We start from the raw sequence: 22,684 nt of genomic DNA, 5'->3' as shown, positions 1-22,684 counted from the left end.
ATCAACGGGCGGCGTTCAGCGCCTTGATCACTTTGTCGGTGATGTCGTGTTTCGGGTTGACGTACACCGACTCCTGAAGGATCAGGTCATATTTTTCGGTTTCAGCCAGGGTTTTCACGACCTTGTTGGCGCGCTCAATCACTTGCTGGAGCTCTTCGTTCTTGCGGGTATTGAGGTCTTCCTGGAATTCGCGGCGCTTGCGCTGGAAATCCCGGTCCTGGTCCACCAGTTGTTTTTGCCGCGTGTTGCGCTGGCTTTCGGCCAAAGTGGGAGCCTCGCGCTCGAACTTGTCGGACAGCGTCTTGAGCTGCGTTGCGAGGTCGTTCAGCTCTTTCTCACGCTTGCTGAATTCCTGCTCGAGCTTGGTCTGGGCGGCTTTGGCGGAATTGGCTTCGCGGAAAATCCGGTCCAGATTGACGACACCAACCTTGAACTCCTGTGCGCTTGCCGAGAAACCCGCCAACGCGACAACAAGGCCGAGGAAAATTTTGTTTGAAAGATGCTTCATTAGAAAGATGTACCAATTTGGAATTGCAACCGCTCTATTCTATCGCCTGGCTTTTTACGCAGCGGCGTCGCGATGGCGATGCGCAAAGGCCCCAACGGGGAAATCCAGCTGATGCCGATACCGGTGGAGATACGCAGGTCATTCAGCTTGTATTGTTCTTTTTCCCCGAACACATTGCCGGCATCGACAAAACCGTACAAACGCAGGGTCCTGTCATTACCCGCGCCGGGGAACGGCGCGATCACTTCGGCATTCAGGGTCAGTTTTTTCGGTCCGCCAATGGCCAGGTCGGAGGCATCGCGCGGGCCCAATGAGCCCTGCTCGAAGCCACGTACCGATCCCAGGCCGCCCGAATAGTAATTCTTGAACAGCGGATACGGCTGGCCGTTCAGGCCCTTGCCCCAGCCAAATTCGCCGTTCAGCGCGACGGTGAACTGCTTGTTCAGCGGAATGTACTGCTGGATCTGGTAATTGGCGCGCACGAACTTGATGTCGCCCGCGACACCCCAGTCGCCGTACACGCGCTGATAACGACCGGTGGTGGGAACCAGGGAGCTATCCCGGCTGTCGCGCGACCATCCCACCGTCAGGGGGATGGAGTCACTTTTGTAACCAAACTGATTGGCATAGGTCTGGTAGCTGGCCGGCAGGTTGGTGCCGGGGACAATGGTCAGCTGCTCGTAGCCGCTGCCGAAATAGACGGTGTCGTTCTCGGTGAACGGCACCCCGAAACGGATGCTCGCGCCGCGGGTTTTCAGGCTGTAATCACCGCCCTGTCCGGAAAGCGGTTTGGAGGTGCGGTCGTAAACGTCGATCGTGCGCGAAATACCATCAGCCGTGAAATAAGGATCGATGGTGCTCAGCACCAATTGGCGATTGGACTTGCTGGTGTTGAGCTCAATCCCCAGGTAGTTGCCCGAGCCGAACACGTTTTCCTGCTTGATGCCGAACAGCAGGGACACGCTGTCCGCGCTGGAGTAACCGGCACCGAGCTGCAGATTGCCGGTGGGCTTTTCCACCACGGTCATGGTCACATCGACCTGGTCGCTGGTGCCGGGCACCTCTTGGGTGTCGATGTTCACTTCGTTGAAGTATCCCAGGCGGTCCACACGGTCGCGCGAAAGGCGAATCTTGTCACCGTCATACCAGGACGACTCGAACTGGCGGAACTCGCGGCGCACGACCTCGTCGCGCGTGCGGTTGTTGCCGGCAACGTTCACACGCCGCACATAGGCACGGCGGGAAGGATCCGCCTGGATCACAAAGGCCACGCGGTTATTGCTGCGGTCGATCTCGGGCACTGCCTCGACGCGCGCAAATGCGAATCCGAAAGTGCCGAAGTAGTCGGTGAAGGCCTTGGTGGTTTCAGCCACCTGGTCGGCGTTGTAGGGCTCGCCGGGTTCAATCTTCACCAGGGTCTTGAACTCTTCTTCCTTGTTGAGGTAGTTACCTTCCAGCTTGACGCCCGACACCACAAAGCGCTCACCTTCGCTCACATTGACGGTGATGGCGATGCTTTGCTTGTCCGGGGAAATCGCGACCTGGGTCGACTCGACCTTGAACTCCAGGTAGCCGCGCGACAGGTAGTAGGAGCGCAGCGTTTCGATGTCGGCATTGAGCTTGGTGCGCGAGTAGCGGTCGGACTTGGTGTACCAGCTGAGCCAGCCCCCCGTGTCCAGGTCGAACAGGCCCAGCAGCGTGGATTCGCTGAACGCCTTGTTGCCCGTGACGTGAATTTCCTTGATCTTGGCCACGTCGCCCTCGACGACGCTGAACGTCAGGTTGACGCGGTTGCGTTCAATCGGCGTGACGGTGGTGATGACCTCGACGCCGTACAGGCTTTTGTTGATGTATTGGCGCTTGAGCTCCTGCTCGGCCTTGTCGGCAAGCGCCTTGTCAAAAGGCTGGCCGTCGGCGATGCCGGCTTCACGCAGGGCCTTCTTCAGCACTTCCTTGTCGAATTCCTTGGTACCGACGAAGTCCACGTCGGCCACGGTGGGGCGTTCTTCAACGATCACCACCAGCACGTCACCGCTGACCTCCAGCCTCACGTCCTTGAACAGCCCCAGGCCGAACAGTGCGCGGATGGCGGTCGAACCCTTGTCGTCGTTGTAGGTCTCGCCGACACGAAAGGGAAGCGACGCGAAAATGGTCCCGGGCTCCACGCGCTGCAAACCTTCAACCCGAATGTCGCGCACCGTGAAAGGGTCCACCGCCCAGGCGGTGCTGGCTGCAAAAAGACCGGCGGCGATGGCGCAGACTGCGCGAACTTTGAAGCGATTTACTTGTTTTTGCATGAAATGTATGGAATTAGCCCAAGAGCCGGGTGACATCGTTAAACAGGGCAACGCACATCATGCCCAGCAGGATCGCAACGCCACCGCGCTGCAACCGGTCCATCCAGGCGTCAGACACGCCTCGGCCAGTGATCCCCTCCCAAAGATAATACATCAGGTGCCCCCCATCCAGAACCGGCAGCGGGAGTAAATTCAGGACGCCCAGGCTCACGCTGACCAGGGCCAGGAAGGTCAGGTAATAGCTCAATCCGAGGCTGGCCGATTTGCCCGCGTAGTCGGCGATCGTGAGCGGCCCGCTGAGATTTTTGAGGGAAGCCTGGCCGGTCAGCATTTTCCCCATCAAGCGCAGCGTGAGGGTGGACACCTGCCAGGTGCGCACGGCGCCTTGCCACAAACCATCGACAAAGCCGTAGCGCACCGTCACGAGCTCCGCGGGCGCGCCCACATAGGCGTCAATCCGGGGCACCATGGTCCCGTTGACAGGCTTGAGTTCAGGGGTGACCTGCAGTGACAGGGGCTGGTCGGCCCGCATGATCTGCCAGCTTTGGGGCACAGCGGCCGAGGTGCGTATGAGTTCGCGCAAATGCGGCCCATCCATGACGGCGGTGTCACCGACGCGCAGCACCACGTCGCCGGAACGCAGGCCGGATTTTTCGGCCGCGCCGCCGGCCATGACGTCCCCAATCTCGGGCCGAGTCCACGGTCCCAGGATGCCGATCCTGCGGAACAGCTGGGCGTCGGCTTCGGGAGCACCCAGCGTGCTGAGCGGCAGCCGCACCGTCCGGCCCGCGCTTGCGCCATCGCCGCCCATCACCAGCGTGAGGTCACGGCCGTCCAGGGCGCCTTGAGTCAGGCGCCAGCGCAGATCCTCAAAGGAGCGGATCTCCTGGGGTTCATCGCCGTCCAAGGCCGCCTGCGCCACCAACTCCTGGCCGCGCAGCCCTGCTTTTTCCGCGAGCGAGCCGGCCACTGGGGTGGCCAGGACGGCCTTGGGCTCCTGCAGGCCGCTCCAGTTGAGGATGGCGTACAGCAGCACGGCCAGCAGCAGGTTGGCCGCCGGGCCGGCCGCGACCACGGCAGCCCGGGACTTGAGCGGCTGGGTATTGAAGGCCAGGTGGCGTTCGGCCGGGTCGACAGGCGCCTCGCGCTCGTCCAGCATCTTCACGTAGCCGCCCAGGGGCAGCATGCCGATGGAAAACTCCGTGGCCTTGTTTTTGAGTTTCCAGCTGTAGATCGGCTTGCCGAAACCGATGGAGAACTTCAGGACCTTGATGCCACAAGCCACGGCCACGCGGTAGTGGCCGTACTCGTGCACGGCAATCAGGATGCCCAGCGTCACGATGAAGGAAATCAAGGTCAACATGTCAAAGCTCCAGTTGTCCGGCGATTTGAAGGGCGACGCGGCGGGCCTGCCCATCCAGACCGAGCAGGCCTTCAACATCACTTACCTCTGAGGGCGCCAGCGCCTCCAAAGTTGCGTGATTTACATGGTGAATATGGTCAAAACGGATGCGTTTTTCAAGAAAGGCGGCAACTGCCACCTCGTTGGCGGCATTGAGCACGGCGGTGCTGCCGACGGGCCCGTTGAGCACCTCCCAGGCCAGCGGCAAGCCGGGAAAGCGTTCATCGTCCGGGACTTCAAAGGTCATGGTGGCCAGCGACCTGAAATCCAGGGCCTTGGCTCCCGACACCACCCGGTCGGGCCAGGCCAGGCCGTAGGCGATGGGAACGCGCATGTCGGGCGTTCCGAGCTGCGCCACCACCGAGGTGTCGCGGTACTGCACCATGGAATGGATGATGCTCTGGGGGTGGATCACCACCTCGATCTGTTCCGGCGTCAGGCCGAACAGGTATTTGGCCTCGATGACCTCCAGGGCCTTGTTCATCATGGTGGCCGAGTCGACCGAGATTTTCCGGCCCATCACCCAGTTCGGGTGGGCGCAGGCTTCGTCGGGCGTGACGTGGCGCAGGCTGGCGGCGTCCCGGGTGCGAAAGGGCCCGCCGGACGCGGTCAGGATGATTTTTTCGACCCGGTCGCCCCAGGTCGCGGCGTCCTCGGGCAGGGACTGGAAGATGGCTGAGTGTTCGCTGTCTATAGGCAGCAGCTTGGCACCGCCGGTGCGTACCGCCTGCATGAAGACCTCACCGCCCACCACCAGCGCTTCCTTGTTGGCCAGCAGCAGGCGCTTGCCCGCGCGGGCCGCCGCCATGCAGGGCGCAAGGCCGGCCGCGCCCACAATGGCCGCCATGACGGTGTCCACCGACTCGTGCGAGGCGATCATTTCGAGCGCATCGGGCGCCCACAGCACCTGCACAGGGAGCTGGTGGGCCTTGACCTTGTCCGCCAGCAGGCGGGCATGCGGCTCGCTCGCCATCACGGCGTAGCGCGGCTTGAACTGGACGCATTGCGCCAGCATCAGGTCGGTCTGGGTTGCCGCGCTGAGCGCGAACACGTCAAAACGGCCGGGATGGCGCGCAATCACGTCCAGCGTGTTGACGCCTATGGACCCCGTGGAGCCCAGAACGGTGATGCGCTGCTTGCTGAAGGGCATGATGGGCCTAGAGGGAGACCAGCATCATCGCCAGGGGCAGCGTGGGCAGCAGCGCATCGACACGGTCCAGCACACCGCCGTGGCCGGGCAACAGGCCGCTGGAGTCCTTGACACCCGCGCTGCGTTTGATCAGGGATTCGACCAGGTCGCCCACCACGCTCATGGCCGCCAGGAAAATGACCGCCAGAAGCATGACCAGCAGGCCGTGGTTTGCCACCAGCCGGCTGTAAAGCGTCGCCTCACCCCAGAAACCCGCGCCGCCGGCGGCGGCGCCCGCGTAGACCCAGGCGAGCGACAGCGCGACCACCCCGGCCATGCCGCCCCAGACACCCTCCCAGCTCTTGCCCGGGCTGATCGAAGGCGCCAGCTTGCCCTTGCTGAAGCGGCCACCAAAGGTGCGGCCCGCGAAGTAGGCAAAGATATCCGCCACCCAGACCAGCAGCAGCACGGACAACAGGAAATTGACACCGGCGACGCGCGCCTGGGCAACGGCCAGCCAGGCCAGCCACAGCGCGACCAGCCCCGCCACCAGGCGCAGTGCCTTCGGAATGCGCGGCCAGCCGGCCACCCCATTGCGCAGCAGCCAGCCACCGGCCAGTACCCACACAGCGCCGGCAGCGGCCCACAGCATGGGCAAAGGTTTTTCAAGCAGGCCGCCGTACCAGGACAGCGCGCAGGCCGCCACGCACGCAAAGCCCAGGCCTATGGAAACGCCCTGCCCGTAGCCGTTGAGGCGGCCCCATTCCCAGGCCCCCGCCGCGATCAGCAGCAGCGCCACGGCGCAGAAGGGCTGGGGCGTTTTGTAAAAAAGTGCGGGCAGCAAAATCGCCAGCAGGACAATCGCCGTGATCACACGCTGTTTAAGCATCAAGCCGCCTTTGCATTGTCGTTGTTGACCTGACCGCTGACCTGCGCGGAGGTCTGGCCAAAACGCCGTTCGCGGGTGCGAAAAACGGCAATCGCCTCGTCCAGCGCCGCCTCGTCGAACTCGGGCCACAGCTTGTCGGAAAAATGCAGTTCCGAATAGGCGGCCTGCCACAGCAGGAAGTTGCTGATGCGCAATTCGCCGCCGGTGCGGATCAGCAGATCCGGGTCGGGCACATGCGCCATCGCCATGGCCCGGTCCAGTGACAGCTCGGTGATGGCCTCCCCGCGGCTGGCCAGTTTTTGCGCGGCCTGGGCGATGTCCCAGCGCCCGCCGTAGTTGAAACACACATTGAAGACCAGCCGGCTGTTTGCCGAGGTGTCGCGCTCAGCCTTGGCCAGCCCGGCCTGCACCTTGTCGGACAGGCGCTGGCGATCACCCACGAAGTGCAGTTGCACACCGTTCTCGTTCAGGCTGGGCACTTCCTTGGCCAGCGACAGGGCCAGCAGCTCCATCAGGCCGGAAACCTCTTCGGACGGCCGGTTCCAGTTTTCTGAGGAGAACGCAAACACCGTCAGCACGCCGATGCCGCGCTCCAGGCAGGCGCGCACGCAGCGGCTGAGCGAATCGACGCCCTGCTTGTGGCCCGCAATGCGGGGCAGAAACCGTTTGGTCGCCCAGCGCCCATTGCCGTCCATGACGATGGCAATGTGGCGCGGGACCGGGTTAGTACTGATGGCCATGGACGATTCAGGCCGGACGCTGAAGCGTCAAACCGCCATGATGTCTTGTTCCTTGCCGGCGACCAGTTTGTCGACTTCAGCAATGAAACGGTCGGTGAACTTCTGGATGTCTTCCTGCGCGCGGCGCTCGTCATCCTCGGAAGCCAGTTTGTCCTTGACCAGCTTCTTGATGCCGTCGTTGGCATCGCGGCGCAGGTTGCGGATGGCGACCTTGGCGTGCTCGCCTTCGCCGCGCACGACCTTGGTGAGCTCCTTGCGACGCTCTTCGGTCATCGCCGGCATCGGAACGCGGATCAAATCGCCCTGCGCCGCCGGGTTGAGCCCCAGGTCGGAATCGCGGATGGCTTTTTCAATCTTGGCGCCCATGCCTTTTTCCCAGGGCGAGACGCTGATGGTGCGCGCATCGAGCAAAGACACGTTGGCCACCTGGCTGATGGGCACCATGGAACCGTAGTAATCCACATGCACGGTGTCGAGCAGGCCGGGGTTGGCGCGGCCGGTGCGGATCTTGGTGAGGCCGTTCTTGAACGAGTCGATGGACTGCAGCATTTTTTGCTCTGCCAGCTGCTTGACTTCAACAATGCTCATGGTCGAATCTCCGGATTTTTATAGCGAAAAAAAGCAAGCCAAGGACGGTCAGACGTGAACCAGCGTTCCCTCGTCTTCGCCCTGCACCACGCGCTTGAGCGCGCCGTGCTTGAAAATGCTGAACACTTTGATAGGCAGCTTCTGGTCACGGCACAGCGCAAAGGCGGTGGCATCCATGACCTCGAGGTTTTTGCCCATGGCCTCATCAAAGGTGATGTTGGTGTAGCGCGTGGCCTTCGGGTCCTTCTTGGGGTCCGCAGTGTACACACCGTCGACCTTGGTGGCCTTGAGCACGATCTCGGCGCCGATCTCGGCGCCGCGCAATGCGGCCGCCGTGTCGGTGGTGAAAAATGGATTGCCGGTGCCGGCCGCGAAGATGACGACCTTGCCCTCTTCGAGATACTGCAAGGCCTTGGGGCGGACGTAGGGTTCGACCACACGCTCGATCCCGATGGCCGACATCACGCGGGCGATGAGGCCGGCCTTGTCCATGGTGTCGCCCAAAGCCAGGGCGTTCATCACGGTGGCCAGCATGCCCATGTAGTCGGCGGTGGCGCGGTCCATGCCGACCGAGCCGCCGGCTACGCCGCGAAAGATGTTGCCGCCGCCTATCACCACCGCCACCTCGACACCCATGCGGGTGACTTCGGCGATTTCCTCAACCATGCGCACGATGGTGGCACGGTTGATACCGAAAGCGTCGTCGCCCATCAGGGCCTCACCTGACAGTTTTAACAAGATTCGCTTGTAGGCTGGCATGTGAGGAGCTTTCTGTGGTTAAAGTGAATTGGAGTTTAGCGGCCTTCCGGCTAGGCTGAGTGCTTAAGCGGCCTTGGCGGCTGCGACCTGGGCCGCGACTTCGGCTGCGAAATCGTCAACCTTCTTCTCGATGCCTTCGCCCACCACGTACAGCGTGAAGGACTTGATCGTGGTCGCCTTTTCCTTGAGCATCTGCTCGACGGTCTGCTTGTCGTTCTTGACGAAAGTCTGGTTGTACAGGCTGACTTCCTTCAGGTACTTTTGCACGCCGCCTTCGATACGCTTTGCAACAATTTCAGCGGACTGCACGGGCTTGCCTTCGGCTTGGGCCTTGGCGGCATCTTCAGCGGCCTTGGCGGCAGCCACCGAGCGCTCTTTGGCGACCAGTTCGGCGGGAACTTCGGCGCTGGACAGCGACACGGGCTTCATCGCGGCCACATGCATGGCGACGTCCTTGGCGGCGGCCTCGTCGCCTTCAAACTCCACCACCACGCCAATGCGCGTGCCGTGCAGGTAAGAGGCCAGCTTGCTGCCGCTGAAGCGCTTGAAGCGTCGCACGCTCATGTTTTCGCCGATCTTGCCGATCAGGCCCTTGCGCACGTCCTCGACCGTGGGGCCGAAACCGTCCAGCGACAAAGGCATCGCGCCCACGGCTTCCACGTCGGCCGGGTTGTTCTTGACGATACCTTCGACCACGGCCTTGGTGAAAGCGAGGAAGCTGTCGTTCTTGGTCACGAAGTCGGTTTCGCAATTGATTTCAACCAGCGCGCCCACATCACCTTCACGGTGCGCAGCCACGACACCTTCGGCGGTGACGCGGGAAGCGGCCTTGCCGGCCTTGCTACCGAGCTTGACACGCAGGATTTCTTCCGCTTTTTCGAAGTTGCCTTCAGCCTCGGTCAGTGCTTTCTTGCACTCCATCATCGGGGCGTCGGTTTTGGCGCGCAGTTCAGCGACCATGCTTGCAGTAATTGCCATTTTGATTCTCCGTTTTGTCGTGTTCACGGGGATGGGCCGACAGGACCCGCCCCCCTTAATGCTTAAGTTGTGAAAAAGGGGCTACGCGAGCCCCTTTTTCGCGTCTGGCGCAGAGCCGAAAACTATCAGGCGGCTGCGTTGTCCACTTCCACGAACTCGTCCGAGCTCTCAGCCGACACGGCCTTGACGACGTCGTTCACGGCGTTGGCACGGCCTTCCAGGATCGCGTCGGCGATACCGCGGGCGTACAGCGCCACAGCCTTGGAGGAGTCATCGTTGCCGGGGATCACGTAATCGATGCCGATAGGCGAATGGTTGGAATCCACCACACCGATCAGGGGGATGCCGAGCTTCTTGGCTTCCAGGATCGCGATTTTGTGGAAGCCCACGTCGATCACGAAAATGGCGTCCGGCAGTGCGTTCATGTCCTGAATGCCGCCGATGTCTTTTTCCAGCTTTTCGATTTCACGCTTGAAGGTCAGCTGTTCTTTTTTGCTGATGGAGTCGAGGCCGGCTTCCTGCTGGGCCTTCATCTCTTTCAGGCGTTTGATCGAGGTCTTGACCGTCTTGAAGTTGGTCAGCATGCCGCCCAGCCAGCGCTGGTCAACGTAAGGAACGCCGGCGCGCTTGGCTTCGGTCGCGACGATTTCGCGGGCCTGGCGCTTGGTGCCCACCATCAGGATGGTGCCGCGGTTGGCGGACAGCTGCTTGGCGAACTTCATCGCCTCCTGGTACATCGGCAGCGATTTTTCCAGGTTGATGATGTGAATGCGGTTGCGGTGACCGAAGATGTATGGAGCCATCTTGGGGTCCCAGAAACGGGTTTGGTGTCCGAAATGAACGCCTGCTTCTAGCATTTCGCGCATAGTGGTCGACATAAAAATACTCCAAAAGGTTGTGTCTAAAATCAGCGCTTATCGCCCTGAGGCTCTCTTTTTTGAGATTCCCGGGACAACACCTTGGTGTGGCTGATTTGCGATTTGCATTGCAAACAACAGAATCGTCATTCGCAAAGCCTGTCGAGTATAACATCCTCCCATACTCCTTTCCCGCACCTTCCCCCATCCCCATGAGCCAGACCCCCTTCCCAGGCGACCTCCATGCCGTCCGCCAGGCACTCCAGGCGGGCCATGTGCAAGCCGCGGACATCCTGGCGCAGGCTGCCCAGGCCGCGCAAAGCGATGCCTGCCGCCATGTTTTCATGCCCGGTTCGCTGGCAAATCCGCCCCAAACGCCGAAAACCGCCCCGTCTGGCGATGCCGGACCTACGCTTGCGGGAATTCCGGTTTCCATCAAGGATTTGTTCGACGTGGCGGGCCAGGTCACAGCCGCCGGGTCCAAAGTGCTGGCGCAGTCCGCCCCGGCCCAAGCCGACTGCCCCGCCGTGGCGCGCCTGCGGGCCGCCGGTGCGGCACTGGTGGGCCGCACCAACATGGTCGAATTCGCTTTTTCGGGCGTGGGCATCAACCCGCACTACGGAACGCCCGCCAACCCGGCCGATCCGGCCACGCCTCGCATCCCGGGCGGCTCGTCGTCAGGCGCGGCGGTGTCGGTGGCCACGGGCGCGGCCCTGGTGGGGCTGGGCTCGGACACAGGAGGCTCGATCCGAATTCCCGCGGCCTTGTGCGGCATCGTGGGTTTCAAGAGCACGGCCCGCCTGGTGCCAACCACCGGCGCCCTGCCCCTGTCCATCAGCCTGGACACCGTGAGCGCCCTGACGCGCTCGGTGCGCGACGCCGTCACTGTGCACGAGGTGCTGGCGGCACGCCAGGTGAGGCTGGCCGGCAAACCGCTGTCCGCCTGCCGCCTGGCCGTGGCCCGCACGCAGATGCAGGATGCGTTGAGCCGCACCGTGGCCCAGGCGTTTGAGCGCAGCCTGCAGGTCTTGCGCCGGGCCGGCGCCCATATCGAGGAGATCGCGCTGGAGGAAATCTCCGAACTGGGGGCCATCAACGCCACCGGCGGCCTGTCCGCGGCGGAAAGTTACGCCTGGCACCGCAGCCTGATCGCCGAACACCAGGCCAGCTACGACCCGCGTGTCGCGCAGCGCATCCTGCGCGGCGCCAGCATGAGCGCAGCCGACTACATCGACTTGGTGGCGGCCCGCAAGGCCTGGATCACCCGCATGGAAATCCGCCTGGACGGCTTTGACGCCGTGCTGTCGCCCACCGTGCCCCTTGTCGCGCCGCCGATTGCCGGCCTGCTCAACGACGACACCGAGTTCTTCAGGGTCAACGGCCTTTTGCTGCGCAACACCTCCGTGGTTAACATGCTCGACGGCTGTGCGATTTCCCTGCCCTGCCACACGCCCGGCCAGTTGCCCGTGGGCCTGATGCTGTGGCACGCGGCGCTGCATGATGACGATGTGCTGGACCTGGCCATGCAGGTGGAAGCCGCCCTGGCCCTGTCGCTGCAGCAATAACCGCCGCCGACCCATCCAGTTCGGGCCAGCGGCCTGCTTCACTTCATAAAAACAATGCAGAACACGTTTCACCATCCCGAGCGCTCCGCCTCCACCCCACGCCGCCGCGGCGCCCTCGTATGAGGATCGCCGTCATTGGTGCCGGCATCATCGGCATCACCACCGCCTACGAACTGGCCCTGGACGGCCATGACGTCACCGTGTTCGAACGCCGCGGCGCGGCGGCCGAGGAGACCAGCTTCGCCAACGCCGGCCTGGTCGCGCCCGGCTACGTCACACCCTGGGCAGCGCCCGGCATGCCGCGCAAGGTCCTCAGCCACCTGTTCAGCCGGCACGCGCCCGTCAAGCTCGCCCTGCCGCTGTCGGCCGGTGAACTGGCCTGGATGTGGAAATGGTTTCGCGCCTGCAAGCTCGATACCTACCTGGCCAATCGCGCACGCATGCAGCGCCTGGCCTTTTACAGCCGGGAACGACTGCACCACCTGACCGCCGAGCTGCAACTCGAATACGACGGCAGCCCCGGTTACATGGTTTTGCTCCGCTCCGAAAAGGATAGCAAGTTGGTGCAACCCGGCCTGGCGGTGCTGCGCGAGGCCGGCGTGGCCTTCAAGGAAATCGGCCCCGAGGAGGTCCTCAAGATCGAGCCGGCGCTGAACACGGACACACCCTTCCTGGGCGCGGTGCACCTGCCGAACGACGAGGTGGCCAACTGCCGGCAGTTTGCGCTGCTGCTCAAAAATGAAGCCCAGCGCCTGGGCGTGAACTTTGAGTTCAACACCACGGTGGCTGGGCTGGAGCAGGCACAGCCCGCCAGCCTGGTCATCGCTGGTGAAAACACGCCGCGCGGCTTCGACCGCGTCGTGATGTGCGCCGGCCTGGCCTCGGCGCAGCTCTTGAAGCCGCTGGGCCTGAAAATCCCGATGGCGGCGGTTTACGGCTACTCCATCAGCGCACCGATTCGCGAACCCCTGAACGCGCCACGCAGCGCGCTGATGGACGAACGCTACAAGGTGGCGATTTCACGCCTGGGCAATCGCGTGCGCGTAGCCGGCAGCGCCGAAATCGGCGGCTCGCTGGACAATAAACGGGCCGGCTCCCTGCAAACCCTTTACAAGGTTTTACATGATTGGTTTCCGGGTGCGGCCCAGCTCTCCAACATCGGCGCCAGCGTGCAGGAGTGGAAAGGCGCCCGGCCCATGCTGCCTGACGGGCCGCCCATCATCGGCGACAGCGGCATTCCCGGACTCTGGCTCAACCTGGGCCACGGATCCAGCGGCTGGGCACTCAGTTGCGGCAGCGCGCGGGCGCTGGCCGATCTGATGGCAGGGAAAAGCACGGACATCGACATGGAAGGGCTGGACGTCGCCCGCCTTGCCTGAAACCCGGCGAGTCCCGTTCCTGCGAGACACCGGGGGGCCGCACAATCGGGCCATGCGAAGAATTTCCAGCGCCCTCAGCGAGCCGCTTCACAGCGTGGCGGCTACCCGCGAACTTGAGCAGCTCGCCGCCGCCGGCCTGCCGCCGCACACGCTGATGCAACGGGCCGGCCTTTCGGTCGCCCGCCTGGCGCTGGCCCTGGCGCCGCACGCGCAGCGCATCTGGGTTGCCTGCGGGCCCGGCAACAACGGCGGCGACGGTTTCGAGGCCGCCATGCACCTGCACCGCTGGGGCAAAAACGTGACCCTCACCTGGACGGGCCCATCCCCCGGGAAAACCGGCCAGCCACCCGACGCCCAGGCCTCGCGCGAACGCGCCCTGGCGGCCGGCGTGCCCATGTCCGCGGAGCCGCCTGAAGGCTTCGATTTCTGCATAGACGCCCTGCTGGGCATAGGCGGCACGCTGGACCCGGCCCGGCCGGGCATGGCCCTAATGCTGGAATGGCTGGCGCGCATGCAGGCCGGTGCCGCACCGCGGCTCGCGGTGGACGTGCCGACCGGCCTGGACGCCGACACCGGGGTGTTCAAGCTTGAACTTGCGGCGGCACCAGATATCTTTACCTTGAGCCTTTTGACCCTGAAGCCGGGGCTGTTCACCGCGAACGGCCGCGACCGCGCGGGCCAGGTATGGTTTGACGGCCTTGGCACGGCGACGGCCGACGCACCGGAGGCCTGGCTGCTGGGTGCCGACCGGGCCTCGCAAGCACCAAGGCATACCAGCCCGCACGCCAGCCACAAGGGCAGCTTTGGCGACGTGGCCGTGCTGGGCGGCGAGTCCACCGCCCACAGTCATATGGCGGGCGCCGCCCTGCTGGCGGCGCGGGCCGCACTGCACGCGGGTGCGGGCCGGGTGTATGTGGCCCTGCTCGGCAAGCCGGCGCTCAGTGTGGATCCCCAGCAACCCGAATTGATGTTCCGCGCCCCCGAGGCGCTGGACCTGGCGCAGCAGGTGGTGGTGTGCGGCTGCGGCGGTGGTGACGCCGTGCGCGCGGTGCTGCCCAAGGTGCTGTCGGCGGCTCCCCGGCTGGTGCTGGACGCGGACGCGCTCAACGCGATCGCGGCGGATACGCAGCTGCAAACCCAGCTCACGTCCCGCCACCACCGCGGCTATGCGACAGTGCTCACGCCCCACCCGCTCGAAGCCGCCCGGCTGGCAGGAAGCAGCGCCAAAGAGGTGCAGGCCGGCCGGCTGGCGTCCGCCCGTCAATTGGCCGAGCGCTTTCAGTGCGTCGTGGTGCTCAAAGGCTCGGGGACCGTGATCGCCGCGCCGGGCCGGGCCAGCGCCATCAACAGCAGCGGCAATGCCCTGCTGGCCACTGCCGGCACGGGTGATGTGCTGGCAGGAATACTGGGCGCCCATATGGCCGGAGGCCTGGAGGCTTTCGAAGCGGCCTGCAGCGCCGTGTTTGCCCACGGCCGCAAGGCCGATGAATGGCCGGCGGGCCACGGTGGCCAGGCGCTGACGGCGTCGGCGCTGGCCGGCTGCTAGACGATGACCATCAAGGCAATCTGCAGCAGCACGATCAGCACCAGCGCCGAGATGTCGACCCCGCCCACGACGGGGATCACGCGGCGCAACGGCGCCAGCACGGGCTCCGTCAGGCGGCCCAGCAAGGCATAGGCGGGCGAGCCGGGCTGTATCCACGAGAGGATGGCAAAACCCAGCACCAGGATGAACAGGGTTTGCAATGCCACACGGACCAGCATCTTGAGCGCGAACGACAACAGCGACAGCAAGAGCAGGGGCGCCACGTCAAGCGCTCCCGGCAGCACGCCGGACAACAAGGCCCACAGCAGGGCATAGGCCAGCGCCAACACGGCGGCGGCGATCACGCTGGCCCAGTCCACCCGCGACTGCGCCAGCGACCTGGGCAATGCGCGGCGCAGGGGCTTGACCAGCCAGTCGGTCAGCGCCATCACAAAACTGCCCGGCTGGGCGCTCATGTTGACCCGGACCCAGTTCATCCACGCACGCAGCAGTGCCGCCGCAATCAGCAGGAAAAAAATGGTCTCAAGAAGAAACGACAGGATACGGATCAGCATGCGCGGCCTGCCCTGGACGAGAAAGGATGGGAAAAACAATCCATGGCTATTTCCGGATTCCTAGCGGCGCGGCTTCTTGCCCTGTTTGCGCCCGGCGCTGCCGGCGGCTTTCTTGACGGCCGCCTTCAGCGCCTGGATGGGCGACTTGGGCGTGCGTTCGCTGCCGGCGCCGCCGGTGCTCCGGCCTGAACCGCTGCTGCGGCTACTGGAGCGGGTTTCCGCGTGCTTGCCCACCGGCTTCTTGCCGGCCTTGCCGGTTCGGGGTTCGCCGGCGTGGCGCGCGGCGCCGCGTTCCTGGGCCGGCAACTCCGTCGCATGGCCGCCGGTCTTGTCCTTCATGGCACGGCCGACCAGGTCCTGGCCCTCGTTCACCAGGCGGAAATCAATCTTGCGGCCGTCCAGGTCCACCCGGCTGACCTGCACCCTTACCCGCGTGCCGATGGCGTAGCGGATGCCGGTGCGCTCGCCGCGCAGCTCCTGCCGCGCTTCGTCGAAGCGGAAGTATTCGCCGCCCAGTTCCGTGATGTGCACCAGGCCTTCGACGTACATCGCATCCAGCGTGACGAAGATGCCGAAGCCCGTGGCCGCCGTGACGACACCGCCGAACTCCTCACCGAGGTGCTCGCGCATGTATTTGCACTTGAGCCAGGCCTCGACGTCTCGGCTGGCTTCGTCGGCGCGGCGTTCGTTGGCGCTGCAGTGCAAGCCGGCCGCTTGCCAGGCGAGTTCGTCGGCACTGGCTTTTTTCGGCTTCTGGGTCGGCTCCTTGACGCGCGAGGCCAGCCGTTTGGACAGCTTGGCCTCGGCCTCTCCCGGCGTGGGCAGGGTCGGCAATTGGTATTTGGCCTTGTTCAGCACTGCCTTGATGACGCGGTGCACCAGCAGATCTGGGTAGCGCCGGATCGGGCTGGTGAAGTGCGTGTAGGCCTCGTAAGCCAGGCCGAAGTGGCCGCTGTTCATGGGCGTGTAGATGGCCTGCTGCATGGAGCGGAGCAGCATCGAGTGGATTTGCTGCGCGTCCGGCCTGTCCTTGGTGGCCAGCGCGATGCGCTGGAACTCGCCCGGTTCCGGGTCATCGCTGATGGTCATGCCGACGCCGGCCACCTTCAGGTAGTTGCGCAGCATCTCCTTCTTCTCGGGCGTCGGGCCTTCGTGCACACGGTACAGGCCCACATGCTTGCTCTGGGAAATAAAGTCGGCCGAGCAGACGTTGGCGGCCAGCATGGCCTCCTCGATCAGGCGGTGGGCCACGTTGCGCGTGCGGGGCACGATTTTTTCGATACGTCCAGCTTCGTCGCAGACGATCTGCGTTTCGGTGGTTTCGAAATCCACGGCTCCGCGCACGCCGCGCTCCTTGAGCAAGGCCTGGTAGACGTCGTGCAGGTCGAGCAAATGCGGCACCAGTGCCTTGCGCTGCGCGGCTTCGGGGCCGCGTGTGTTGGCCAGGATGGCGGCGACCTCGGTATAGGTGAAGCGCGCCTGGCTGAACATCACGGCCGGGTAGAACTGGTAGGCATGGACCTCGCCCTTGGCGTTGACCAGCATGTCGCAGACCATGCACAGGCGCTCGACGTTGGGGTTGAGCGAACACAGGCCGTTGGAGAGTTTCTCCGGCAGCATGGGAATCACGCGGCGCGGGAAGTACACGCTGGTGGCGCGGTCGTAGGCGTCGATGTCGATGGCGCTGCCGGTTTCCACATAGTGGCTCACGTCGGCAATCGCCACCAGCAGGCGCCAACCTTTGCCGCGGCCGACCTTGGCCGGCTCGCAGTACACGGCGTCGTCAAAGTCGCGGGCGTCTTCGCCGTCGATGGTGACCAGCGGAACGTCGGTCAAGTCGATGCGGTGTTTTTTGTCGGCCGGCCGCACGGCGTCCGGCAGGGAACGGGCCAGGGCCAGGGCTTCGTCGCTGAATTCATGCGGCACGCCGTATTTGCGCACCGCGATTTCGATTTCCATGCCGGGGTCGTCGATCTCGCCCAGCACTTCCTTGACGCGGCCCACAGGCTGACCGAACAGCGCCGGTGGCTCGGTGAGTTGCACCACCACCACCTGGCCAACTTTAGCCGTGCCGGTGGCGCCCTTGGGGATCAATACGTCTTGGCCGTAGCGCTTGTCTTCGGGCGCGACCAGCCAGACGCCGCTTTCCTGCAACAGGCGGCCAATGATGGGGTTGGAGGAGCGCTCGATGATCTCGGTCACGCGGCCTTCAGGCCGGTTTTTGCGGTCATGCCGCACGATGCGCGCCTTGACGCGGTCCTTGTGCAGCACCGCGCGCATTTCGTTGGGCGGCAGGTAAATATCCGCCTCGCCGTCGTCGCGCAATACGAAACCATGGCCGTCGCGGTGGCCGGAAACGGTGCCCTCGAATTCAGCGAGCAGACCGGAGGAATGGGCGGACGATCCGCCCGCATGGGAGTGAGTTGTTTTGATAAAAAGTCTCTATTTGTTGGAGGCTGCTGGCTTTGAGTATGCAGCCGAAATATTTCAGGAAAATTTGCGGGCCGAGGCCTCAGAAAGCATTCAAGTAATGGTACACTGCTAGCTGTGCCCGGGTGGCGGAATTGGTAGACGCGCACGGTTCAGGTCCGTGTATCGCAAGATGTGGAGATTCGAGTTCTCTCCCGGGCACCAGATACACCAAACAGCTTTGCCAGACTCTGAAACGAGCTCTGGAAGAAAGCAAGATTAAAGCCACTGCGACCCAGTGGCTTTTTTTATTGCTGGAATTTCCGGGCCTCATCTTCCGGCCCGGTCTTTCGCCCTCAATCTTGATCAAACGGGCACGGCCACCAGGTCGTGGCCCTGGGTCCCGACGATGCGGGCCCGGGTGAATTCACCGACTTTCAGCGTCTTGCTGATTTTCTCGGGCGGCAGCAGCTTGACCACGCCGTCGATCTCGGGCGCATCGGCATAGGAACGCCCGGTGCCGCCCTTTCGGCCCAGCGCCGGGGCCGAATCCACCAGCACCTGCATGGTCGCGCCTATGCGTTGCTGAAGCTTCTGGCTGGACACCGCCTCGGCAACCGCCATGAAACGGGCGCGCCGCTCTTCACGCAATTCCATCGGCAGCATGCCGGGAATGTCGTTGGCCGTCGCGCCTTCCACGGCGCTGTAGGCAAAGCAACCTGCGCGGTCGATTTTGGCCTCGCGCATGAAGTCCAGCAGGTGCTCGAATTCCGCTTCGGTTTCACCGGGAAAACCGGCGATAAAGGTGCTGCGGATCACGATCTCTGGGCAGATTTCGCGCCAGCGCGCAATGCGCTCGAGGTTTTTCTCGCCGCTGGCCGGCCGCTTCATGCGCTTGAGCACATCCGGATGGCTGTGCTGCAGCGGAACATCAAGGTAAGGCAAGACCTTGCCGGTGGCCATCAGCGGCAGCACCTCGTCCACACTAGGGTACGGATACACGTAATGCAAACGCACCCAGGCACCGTAGGGCTCGGCGATTTCGCCGAGAGCCTGCACCAGCTCCAGCATGCGCGTCTTGACGGGCTTGCCATCCCAAAAGCCGGTGCGGTATTTCACGTCCACGCCGTAGGCCGAAGTGTCCTGGCTGATGACCAGCAGCTCCTTCACGCCGCCCTCAAACAGTGCACGCGCCTCATTGAGTACGTCGCCTATGGGCCGCGACACCAGGTCGCCGCGCATCGAGGGGATGATGCAGAAGGTGCAGCGGTGGTTGCAACCTTCGCTGATTTTCAGGTAGGCGTAGTGCCGGGGCGTGAGCTTGATGCCGGCAATGCCGAAGGCGTTGGGCACCAGGTCCACAAAGGGATCATGCGGCTTGGGCAGGTTCAGGTGGACCGCGTCCATGACTTCCTGCGTCGCATGCGGACCGGTCACGGCCAGTACGCTGGGATGCATCTGGCGCACCAGGTTGCCGCCGTCGTCGCCGGCCTTGGCGCCCAGGCAACCGGTGACGATGACCCGGCCGTTTTCGGCCAGAGCCTCGCCGATGGTGTCCAGGCTTTCCTTGACTGCATCGTCGATGAAGCCGCAGGTGTTGACGATCACCAGGTCCGCGCCTTCAAAGGTCTTGGAGGTCTGGTAACCCTCGGCGCTCAATTGCGTGAGGATCAATTCGGAATCAGTCAGGGCCTTGGGGCAGCCCAGGCTGACAAAGCCGACGCGAGGGGCGGCTTTGGGAGTGGCGGGTGCGGGTGGGAAAATAACTTCGCTCATGGGGTCTATTGTCTCAGGGTAAGCATCAGGGCGAACCGTGGACCCCGGATGGCCTTCAACGGCCTGTCAACGCACGGGCACATTGCCCGGCATTCAGTTCATTTTTTCAAGCCGAAGGCCTGCAGCATCTGCTCGCTCTGCTTTTGCATCTGCTCTTGCATCTGCGTAAAAACGGTTTTGGATTGCTCCACGTAAGTGCCCATCATGCCCTGCATCATGGGCGACTGGGCATTCATGAACTGCGCCCACATTTCAGGGCTCAGCCCTTTGGACTGCTCAGCCATCTTGACCTGCAGGTCCATGAAGCTCTGGACGTTTTTCTCCAGGTAGGCGCCCATGAAACCCTGCATCGCATTGCCGTAAAAACGGATGATGTTGGCCAGCACGGCCTCTGTGAACATGGGCTCGCCGCCGCTCTCTTCTTCAAGAATGATCTGCAGCAGGATGCTGCGCGTCAGGTCTTCATTGGTCTTGGCATCGCGCACCACAAAATCAGCACTGTCCATCACCAGCTGGCGAACCTCGGTGAGCGTGATGTAGGTCGACGTTTCGGTGTCATAGAGCCGGCGGTTCGGGTATTTCTTGATCACGCGGGACGCCGCAGCCTTGCCGGCAGACCGGCCGCTTTTGGCGCCGGAATTGCCGTCGGCAACCGCTTCGCCTTGTGAAGGCGGAAGGCCGGATGCCGGGCTGGTGGATTTGCTTTTTGGCACTGATTTCTCCTCTGAATGACGGCCGGCATTGAGATGCCGGAGTTCCATACATTCTAGGAATTCTGATGTACTCAATCCCCTTGGTTTACCCTGTGTGATGGGCCCCGCATCACCGTGGATGCGAAAGCCTGGACAGGAACCATTCTGAGGGAATTGGTAGGCGCGATTGGACTCGAACCAACGACCCCCACCATGTCAAGGTGGTGCTCTAACCAGCTGAGCTACGCGCCTAAGGACTGTTCGAAGCTAGCAGTATAGCATTTATTTTTGCCCCCACGTTCGCTCACCGCATTCCATGAGGGGAGCACTCAGCGCCTGCGCGCCGAGCGCACGCCCGGCACCTCGGCCACGATGCCCAGCACCTGGTTGAGGCGGCCTGATTGCGCGACTTCGACGGTGAAGGTCATCCAGGCGGTGCCGCCGCGGTTGTCTTTCACCGACTGCGTCTGCACGCCGATGACGTTCATTTTTTCCTTGGCGAACACCTCGGAAATATCGCGCAGCAGGCCCTGCCGGTCGGCCGCTTCCACGGCAACGTCCACCGGATAGACCGCGCCGTCGGGCGTCTTGGGCGAATTCCATTGCACTTCGATTACGCGGTCCGGGCTGCCGGCCGCCATGTTGCGGAAGTTGCTGCAGTCGCTGCGATGAATGCTGACGCCTTTGCCCTTGGTGACGAAGCCAAGAATCTCATCGGGCGGCGCGGGCTTGCAGCACTTGGCCAGTTGCGTCAGCAGGGATCCCATGCCGACAACCAGCACGCCGCCCCCTGCCTTCTTTGCATTCGCGTTGGGCGCACGCGCCTTTTTTGCCAGCACGTAATCGTCCTGGCTCAACACCGGCTCGGGCGGCCTGAGCATGTTCTCTATCGTGCGCAGGGACAACTCGTCTTTGCCCACGACCTCAAACAAGTCCTCCGCCGCCTTGAAGCCGAGCTGCGCCGCCAGGTCGTCCAGCTTCATCGCCGTCTTGCCTTCGCGTTGCAGCAGTTTTTCGACGGCCTCGCGGCCGCGAGCCACGGTCTGCTCCATCGCCAGCGCGTTGAACCAGGCGCGCACCTTGGATTTCGCGCGGTGGCTGGACAGAAAGCCCAGTTCAGGATTGAGCCAGTCGCGCGAAGGCCCGCCTTCCTTGACGGTAATGACCTCCACGGTCTGGCCGTTCTGCAGCGGTGTATTGAGCGGCACCATGACACCGTCGATGCGCGCGCCTCGGCAGCGGTGGCCCAAGCTGGTGTGCACGCTGTAGGCGAAGTCAACCGTGGTCGCGCCTTGCGGCAACTCCACAATGGCGGCGTCAGGCGTCAGCACATAAATGCGGTCTTCAAACAGCCCTTGTTTGTCATCGCGCGCGCGCTGGGCGGCGGGGCCCGAGAGATCGCGCTCCCAGGCCAGCAGTTGCCGCAGCACGGCGATCTTGGCGTCGTATTCGCTGCTGGCCGACACACCGCCATAACCCTTGGTGCCGGCCTCCTTGTAGGCCCAGTGCGCGGCCACACCGTGCTCGGCGTGGTCGTGCATGGCCTGGGTGCGCACCTGGATTTCCACCGCCCTGCCCGCGTCGTCGCGCACCACGGTGTGCAGCGACTGGTAGCCGTTGGTCTTGGGCTTGGCGATGTAGTCGTCGAACTCGCCATCCACCGGCGTGAAGCGCGAATGCACGAAGCCGAGCGCCGCGTAACAGCCCTTCACGTCGGCGGCGATCACGCGCAGCGCGCGGATGTCGAAGACCTGTTCGAAGTCCAGCGACTTGCCGCGCATTTTCTTGACGATGCTATAGATATGCTTGGGCCGGCCCTGCACCAGCGCGGCGATGCCGTTCTGGTTCAGTTCACGCTCCAGCTGCGCGCGCAGGGCTTCCATGAAACCCTCGCGCTCCACACGCTTTTCATCGAGCAGGCGCGCCGTCTGCTTGTAGGTTTCGGGCTCCAGGAAGCGGAAGGCCAGGTCTTCCATTTCCCATTTGATCTGCCAGATGCCCAGGCGGTTGGCCAACGGTGCGAAGACGTGCAGCGACTCATAAGCCAAAGACAGCGGCGCGGCCTGCCGCGTCGCGGCATAGTGGCGCAGGGTCTGCAGGCGCGATGCCAGCCGCAGCATCACCACACGCAAATCGCGTGAGAACGCCAGCAGCATCTTGCGCACGTTCTCGGTCTGCGCGGCCGGGTCGTCCAGCAACTGCGCCTTCGCATTGGCGCTGCGCGCCTGGCGCTGCACCTGCACCAGCTTGGTGGTCTCCATCGCCAGCGCGGCATAGTTGGCGCCGAAGGCCTTGGTGATCACTTCCTGCGGCTTGGTCAGGTGCTGGCACGCATAGACCAGGTAGGTGGCCGCCTGCATGGCTTCCGAGCCGCCTATGGTTTTCAGGATGGAGGCGACCGCATCGGCGTGCACCAGGATGTTCTCGCCCGTGTCGTGCGTTTCAGTGGCGATCAGGGGTTCGGCGAACGCGCGGGCCCGGGCCAGCGCATGCGGCTGGTCCGGAAGGCTGTCGGCCGTGGCGGTCACGATGGAGGCATTCGCCCCCTGGGAGGCTGTCGGGCCACCGGGCCCGACCACATTGCTTTTCATGTAACTTCAGTCAAATAAGTTGGCG

General features: G+C 63.6%; 18 protein-coding genes and 2 tRNA genes. 4 read left to right on the top strand and 16 right to left on the bottom strand.

Annotation, left to right across the window (positions count from 1 at the left end):
- Position 1: 1 nt before the first annotated feature.
- From AC1D1F_RS02085 to rpsB, 10 genes are all read right to left on the bottom strand, one after another.
- A complete protein-coding gene (locus tag AC1D1F_RS02085) occupies positions 2-508 on the bottom strand; it encodes an OmpH/Skp family outer membrane protein (protein ID WP_477652181.1) in 507 nt (168 codons plus the stop codon).
- Positions 508-2,805, bottom strand: coding sequence for an outer membrane protein assembly factor BamA (gene bamA, locus AC1D1F_RS02080; RefSeq protein WP_477696916.1), 2,298 nt, complete (start codon positions 2,803-2,805; stop codon positions 508-510). The genes AC1D1F_RS02085 and bamA overlap by 1 nt, the downstream gene beginning before the upstream one ends.
- Positions 2,806-2,818: 13 nt before the next feature.
- Positions 2,819-4,168 (bottom strand): RIP metalloprotease RseP, encoded by a 1,350-nt coding sequence (rseP, locus tag AC1D1F_RS02075; RefSeq protein WP_477677501.1) that lies wholly within the window; start codon positions 4,166-4,168, stop codon positions 2,819-2,821.
- A 1-nt stretch (position 4,169) separates the two neighbouring features.
- Positions 4,170-5,357, bottom strand: coding sequence for a 1-deoxy-D-xylulose-5-phosphate reductoisomerase (ispC, locus tag AC1D1F_RS02070; RefSeq protein ID WP_477696917.1), 1,188 nt, complete (start codon positions 5,355-5,357; stop codon positions 4,170-4,172).
- Between the two features lie 7 nt (positions 5,358-5,364).
- Complete coding sequence (locus AC1D1F_RS02065; protein WP_477696918.1) at positions 5,365-6,225, bottom strand: phosphatidate cytidylyltransferase; 861 nt, start codon at positions 6,223-6,225, stop codon at positions 5,365-5,367.
- Positions 6,225-6,965 carry a polyprenyl diphosphate synthase gene (gene uppS, locus AC1D1F_RS02060; protein ID WP_477678689.1) on the bottom strand — a complete coding sequence of 247 codons (741 nt, stop codon included), beginning with the start codon at positions 6,963-6,965 and terminating at the stop codon, positions 6,225-6,227. Before uppS ends, AC1D1F_RS02065 begins: the two co-directional genes overlap by 1 nt.
- A 27-nt stretch (positions 6,966-6,992) precedes the next feature.
- Positions 6,993-7,553: a ribosome recycling factor gene (frr, locus tag AC1D1F_RS02055; protein WP_436154238.1), complete on the bottom strand. Its 561-nt coding sequence runs from the start codon at positions 7,551-7,553 to the stop codon at positions 6,993-6,995.
- A 48-nt stretch (positions 7,554-7,601) separates the two neighbouring features.
- Entirely contained in the window at positions 7,602-8,312 is a 711-nt protein-coding gene (gene pyrH, locus AC1D1F_RS02050; RefSeq protein ID WP_036838012.1) for a UMP kinase, read from the bottom strand.
- 63 nt (positions 8,313-8,375) lie between these two features.
- Positions 8,376-9,290 carry a translation elongation factor Ts gene (gene tsf, locus AC1D1F_RS02045; RefSeq protein ID WP_477652189.1) on the bottom strand — a complete coding sequence of 305 codons (915 nt, stop codon included), beginning with the start codon at positions 9,288-9,290 and terminating at the stop codon, positions 8,376-8,378.
- Positions 9,291-9,415: 125 nt separating this feature from the next.
- Positions 9,416-10,168: a 30S ribosomal protein S2 gene (gene rpsB / locus AC1D1F_RS02040; protein ID WP_007866397.1), complete on the bottom strand. Its 753-nt coding sequence runs from the start codon at positions 10,166-10,168 to the stop codon at positions 9,416-9,418.
- Positions 10,169-10,359: 191 nt separating this feature from the next.
- Here rpsB and AC1D1F_RS02035 point away from each other — a divergent pair, with 191 nt between their 5' ends.
- The 3 genes from AC1D1F_RS02035 (at position 10,360) to AC1D1F_RS02025 (ending at position 14,637) form a co-directional block, all read left to right on the top strand.
- Entirely contained in the window at positions 10,360-11,712 is a 1,353-nt protein-coding gene (locus AC1D1F_RS02035) for an amidase (protein ID WP_477696920.1), read from the top strand.
- A 119-nt stretch (positions 11,713-11,831) separates the two neighbouring features.
- Positions 11,832-13,091 (top strand): D-amino acid dehydrogenase, encoded by a 1,260-nt coding sequence (locus AC1D1F_RS02030; RefSeq protein ID WP_477696921.1) that lies wholly within the window; start codon positions 11,832-11,834, stop codon positions 13,089-13,091.
- Positions 13,092-13,143: 52 nt separating this feature from the next.
- Positions 13,144-14,637 carry an NAD(P)H-hydrate dehydratase gene (locus tag AC1D1F_RS02025; RefSeq protein WP_477675573.1) on the top strand — a complete coding sequence of 498 codons (1,494 nt, stop codon included), beginning with the start codon at positions 13,144-13,146 and terminating at the stop codon, positions 14,635-14,637.
- On the opposite strand, the gene AC1D1F_RS02020 is transcribed toward AC1D1F_RS02025, so the two are convergent.
- Both AC1D1F_RS02020 and rnr read right to left on the bottom strand, forming a co-directional pair.
- Complete coding sequence (locus AC1D1F_RS02020; RefSeq protein ID WP_477675574.1) at positions 14,634-15,191, bottom strand: YggT family protein; 558 nt, start codon at positions 15,189-15,191, stop codon at positions 14,634-14,636. The genes AC1D1F_RS02025 and AC1D1F_RS02020 overlap by 4 nt on opposite strands.
- Before the next feature lie 60 nt (positions 15,192-15,251).
- The gene (rnr, locus tag AC1D1F_RS02015) at positions 15,252-17,573 is read right to left on the bottom strand and encodes a ribonuclease R (RefSeq protein WP_477675590.1); all 2,322 of its coding nucleotides are present in this window, start codon (positions 17,571-17,573) and stop codon (positions 15,252-15,254) included.
- A 167-nt stretch (positions 17,574-17,740) separates the two neighbouring features.
- On the opposite strand from rnr, the gene AC1D1F_RS02010 reads away from it, so the two are divergent.
- Positions 17,741-17,825: transfer RNA gene (locus AC1D1F_RS02010), tRNA-Leu, on the top strand.
- A 141-nt stretch (positions 17,826-17,966) separates the two neighbouring features.
- Here AC1D1F_RS02010 and rimO read toward each other — a convergent pair.
- The 4 genes from rimO to AC1D1F_RS01990 form a co-directional block, all read right to left on the bottom strand.
- Positions 17,967-19,376 carry a 30S ribosomal protein S12 methylthiotransferase RimO gene (gene rimO, locus AC1D1F_RS02005; RefSeq protein WP_477675575.1) on the bottom strand — a complete coding sequence of 470 codons (1,410 nt, stop codon included), beginning with the start codon at positions 19,374-19,376 and terminating at the stop codon, positions 17,967-17,969.
- 98 nt (positions 19,377-19,474) lie between these two features.
- Positions 19,475-20,089: a polyhydroxyalkanoate synthesis repressor PhaR gene (phaR, locus tag AC1D1F_RS02000; protein WP_477700642.1), complete on the bottom strand. Its 615-nt coding sequence runs from the start codon at positions 20,087-20,089 to the stop codon at positions 19,475-19,477.
- Positions 20,090-20,243: 154 nt separating this feature from the next.
- Positions 20,244-20,320, bottom strand: a tRNA-Val gene (locus AC1D1F_RS01995).
- 77 nt (positions 20,321-20,397) lie between these two features.
- On the bottom strand, positions 20,398-22,659 hold the full coding sequence (locus AC1D1F_RS01990) for a RelA/SpoT family protein (RefSeq protein ID WP_477697205.1): 2,262 nt from the start codon (positions 22,657-22,659) through the stop codon (positions 20,398-20,400).
- Positions 22,660-22,684: the final 25 nt, after the last annotated feature.

The sequence above is a fragment of the Polaromonas sp. P1_H6 genome, from assembly GCF_056405195.1.
Note: the sequence above shows the minus strand (reverse complement) of the source record. Positions and strands in the feature narration are given on the sequence as shown.

Excerpts from the sequence above, each read along its gene's own strand:
- AC1D1F_RS02085 (WP_477652181.1), bottom strand. The coding sequence starts at position 508 with ATGAAGCATCTTTCAAACAAAATTTTCCTCGGCCTTGTTGTCGCGTTG.
- bamA (WP_477696916.1), bottom strand. The coding sequence starts at position 2,805 with ATGCAAAAACAAGTAAATCGCTTCAAAGTTCGCGCAGTCTGCGCCATC.
- rseP (WP_477677501.1), bottom strand. The coding sequence starts at position 4,168 with ATGTTGACCTTGATTTCCTTCATCGTGACGCTGGGCATCCTGATTGCC.
- ispC (WP_477696917.1), bottom strand. The coding sequence starts at position 5,357 with ATGCCCTTCAGCAAGCAGCGCATCACCGTTCTGGGCTCCACGGGGTCC.
- AC1D1F_RS02065 (WP_477696918.1), bottom strand. The coding sequence starts at position 6,225 with ATGCTTAAACAGCGTGTGATCACGGCGATTGTCCTGCTGGCGATTTTG.
- uppS (WP_477678689.1), bottom strand. The coding sequence starts at position 6,965 with ATGGCCATCAGTACTAACCCGGTCCCGCGCCACATTGCCATCGTCATG.
- frr (WP_436154238.1), bottom strand. The coding sequence starts at position 7,553 with ATGAGCATTGTTGAAGTCAAGCAGCTGGCAGAGCAAAAAATGCTGCAG.
- pyrH (WP_036838012.1), bottom strand. The coding sequence starts at position 8,312 with ATGCCAGCCTACAAGCGAATCTTGTTAAAACTGTCAGGTGAGGCCCTG.
- tsf (WP_477652189.1), bottom strand. The coding sequence starts at position 9,290 with ATGGCAATTACTGCAAGCATGGTCGCTGAACTGCGCGCCAAAACCGAC.
- rpsB (WP_007866397.1), bottom strand. The coding sequence starts at position 10,168 with ATGTCGACCACTATGCGCGAAATGCTAGAAGCAGGCGTTCATTTCGGA.
- AC1D1F_RS02035 (WP_477696920.1), top strand. The coding sequence starts at position 10,360 with ATGAGCCAGACCCCCTTCCCAGGCGACCTCCATGCCGTCCGCCAGGCA.
- AC1D1F_RS02030 (WP_477696921.1), top strand. The coding sequence starts at position 11,832 with ATGAGGATCGCCGTCATTGGTGCCGGCATCATCGGCATCACCACCGCC.
- AC1D1F_RS02025 (WP_477675573.1), top strand. The coding sequence starts at position 13,144 with ATGCGAAGAATTTCCAGCGCCCTCAGCGAGCCGCTTCACAGCGTGGCG.
- AC1D1F_RS02020 (WP_477675574.1), bottom strand. The coding sequence starts at position 15,191 with ATGCTGATCCGTATCCTGTCGTTTCTTCTTGAGACCATTTTTTTCCTG.
- rimO (WP_477675575.1), bottom strand. The coding sequence starts at position 19,376 with ATGAGCGAAGTTATTTTCCCACCCGCACCCGCCACTCCCAAAGCCGCC.
- AC1D1F_RS01990 (WP_477697205.1), bottom strand. The coding sequence starts at position 22,659 with ATGAAAAGCAATGTGGTCGGGCCCGGTGGCCCGACAGCCTCCCAGGGG.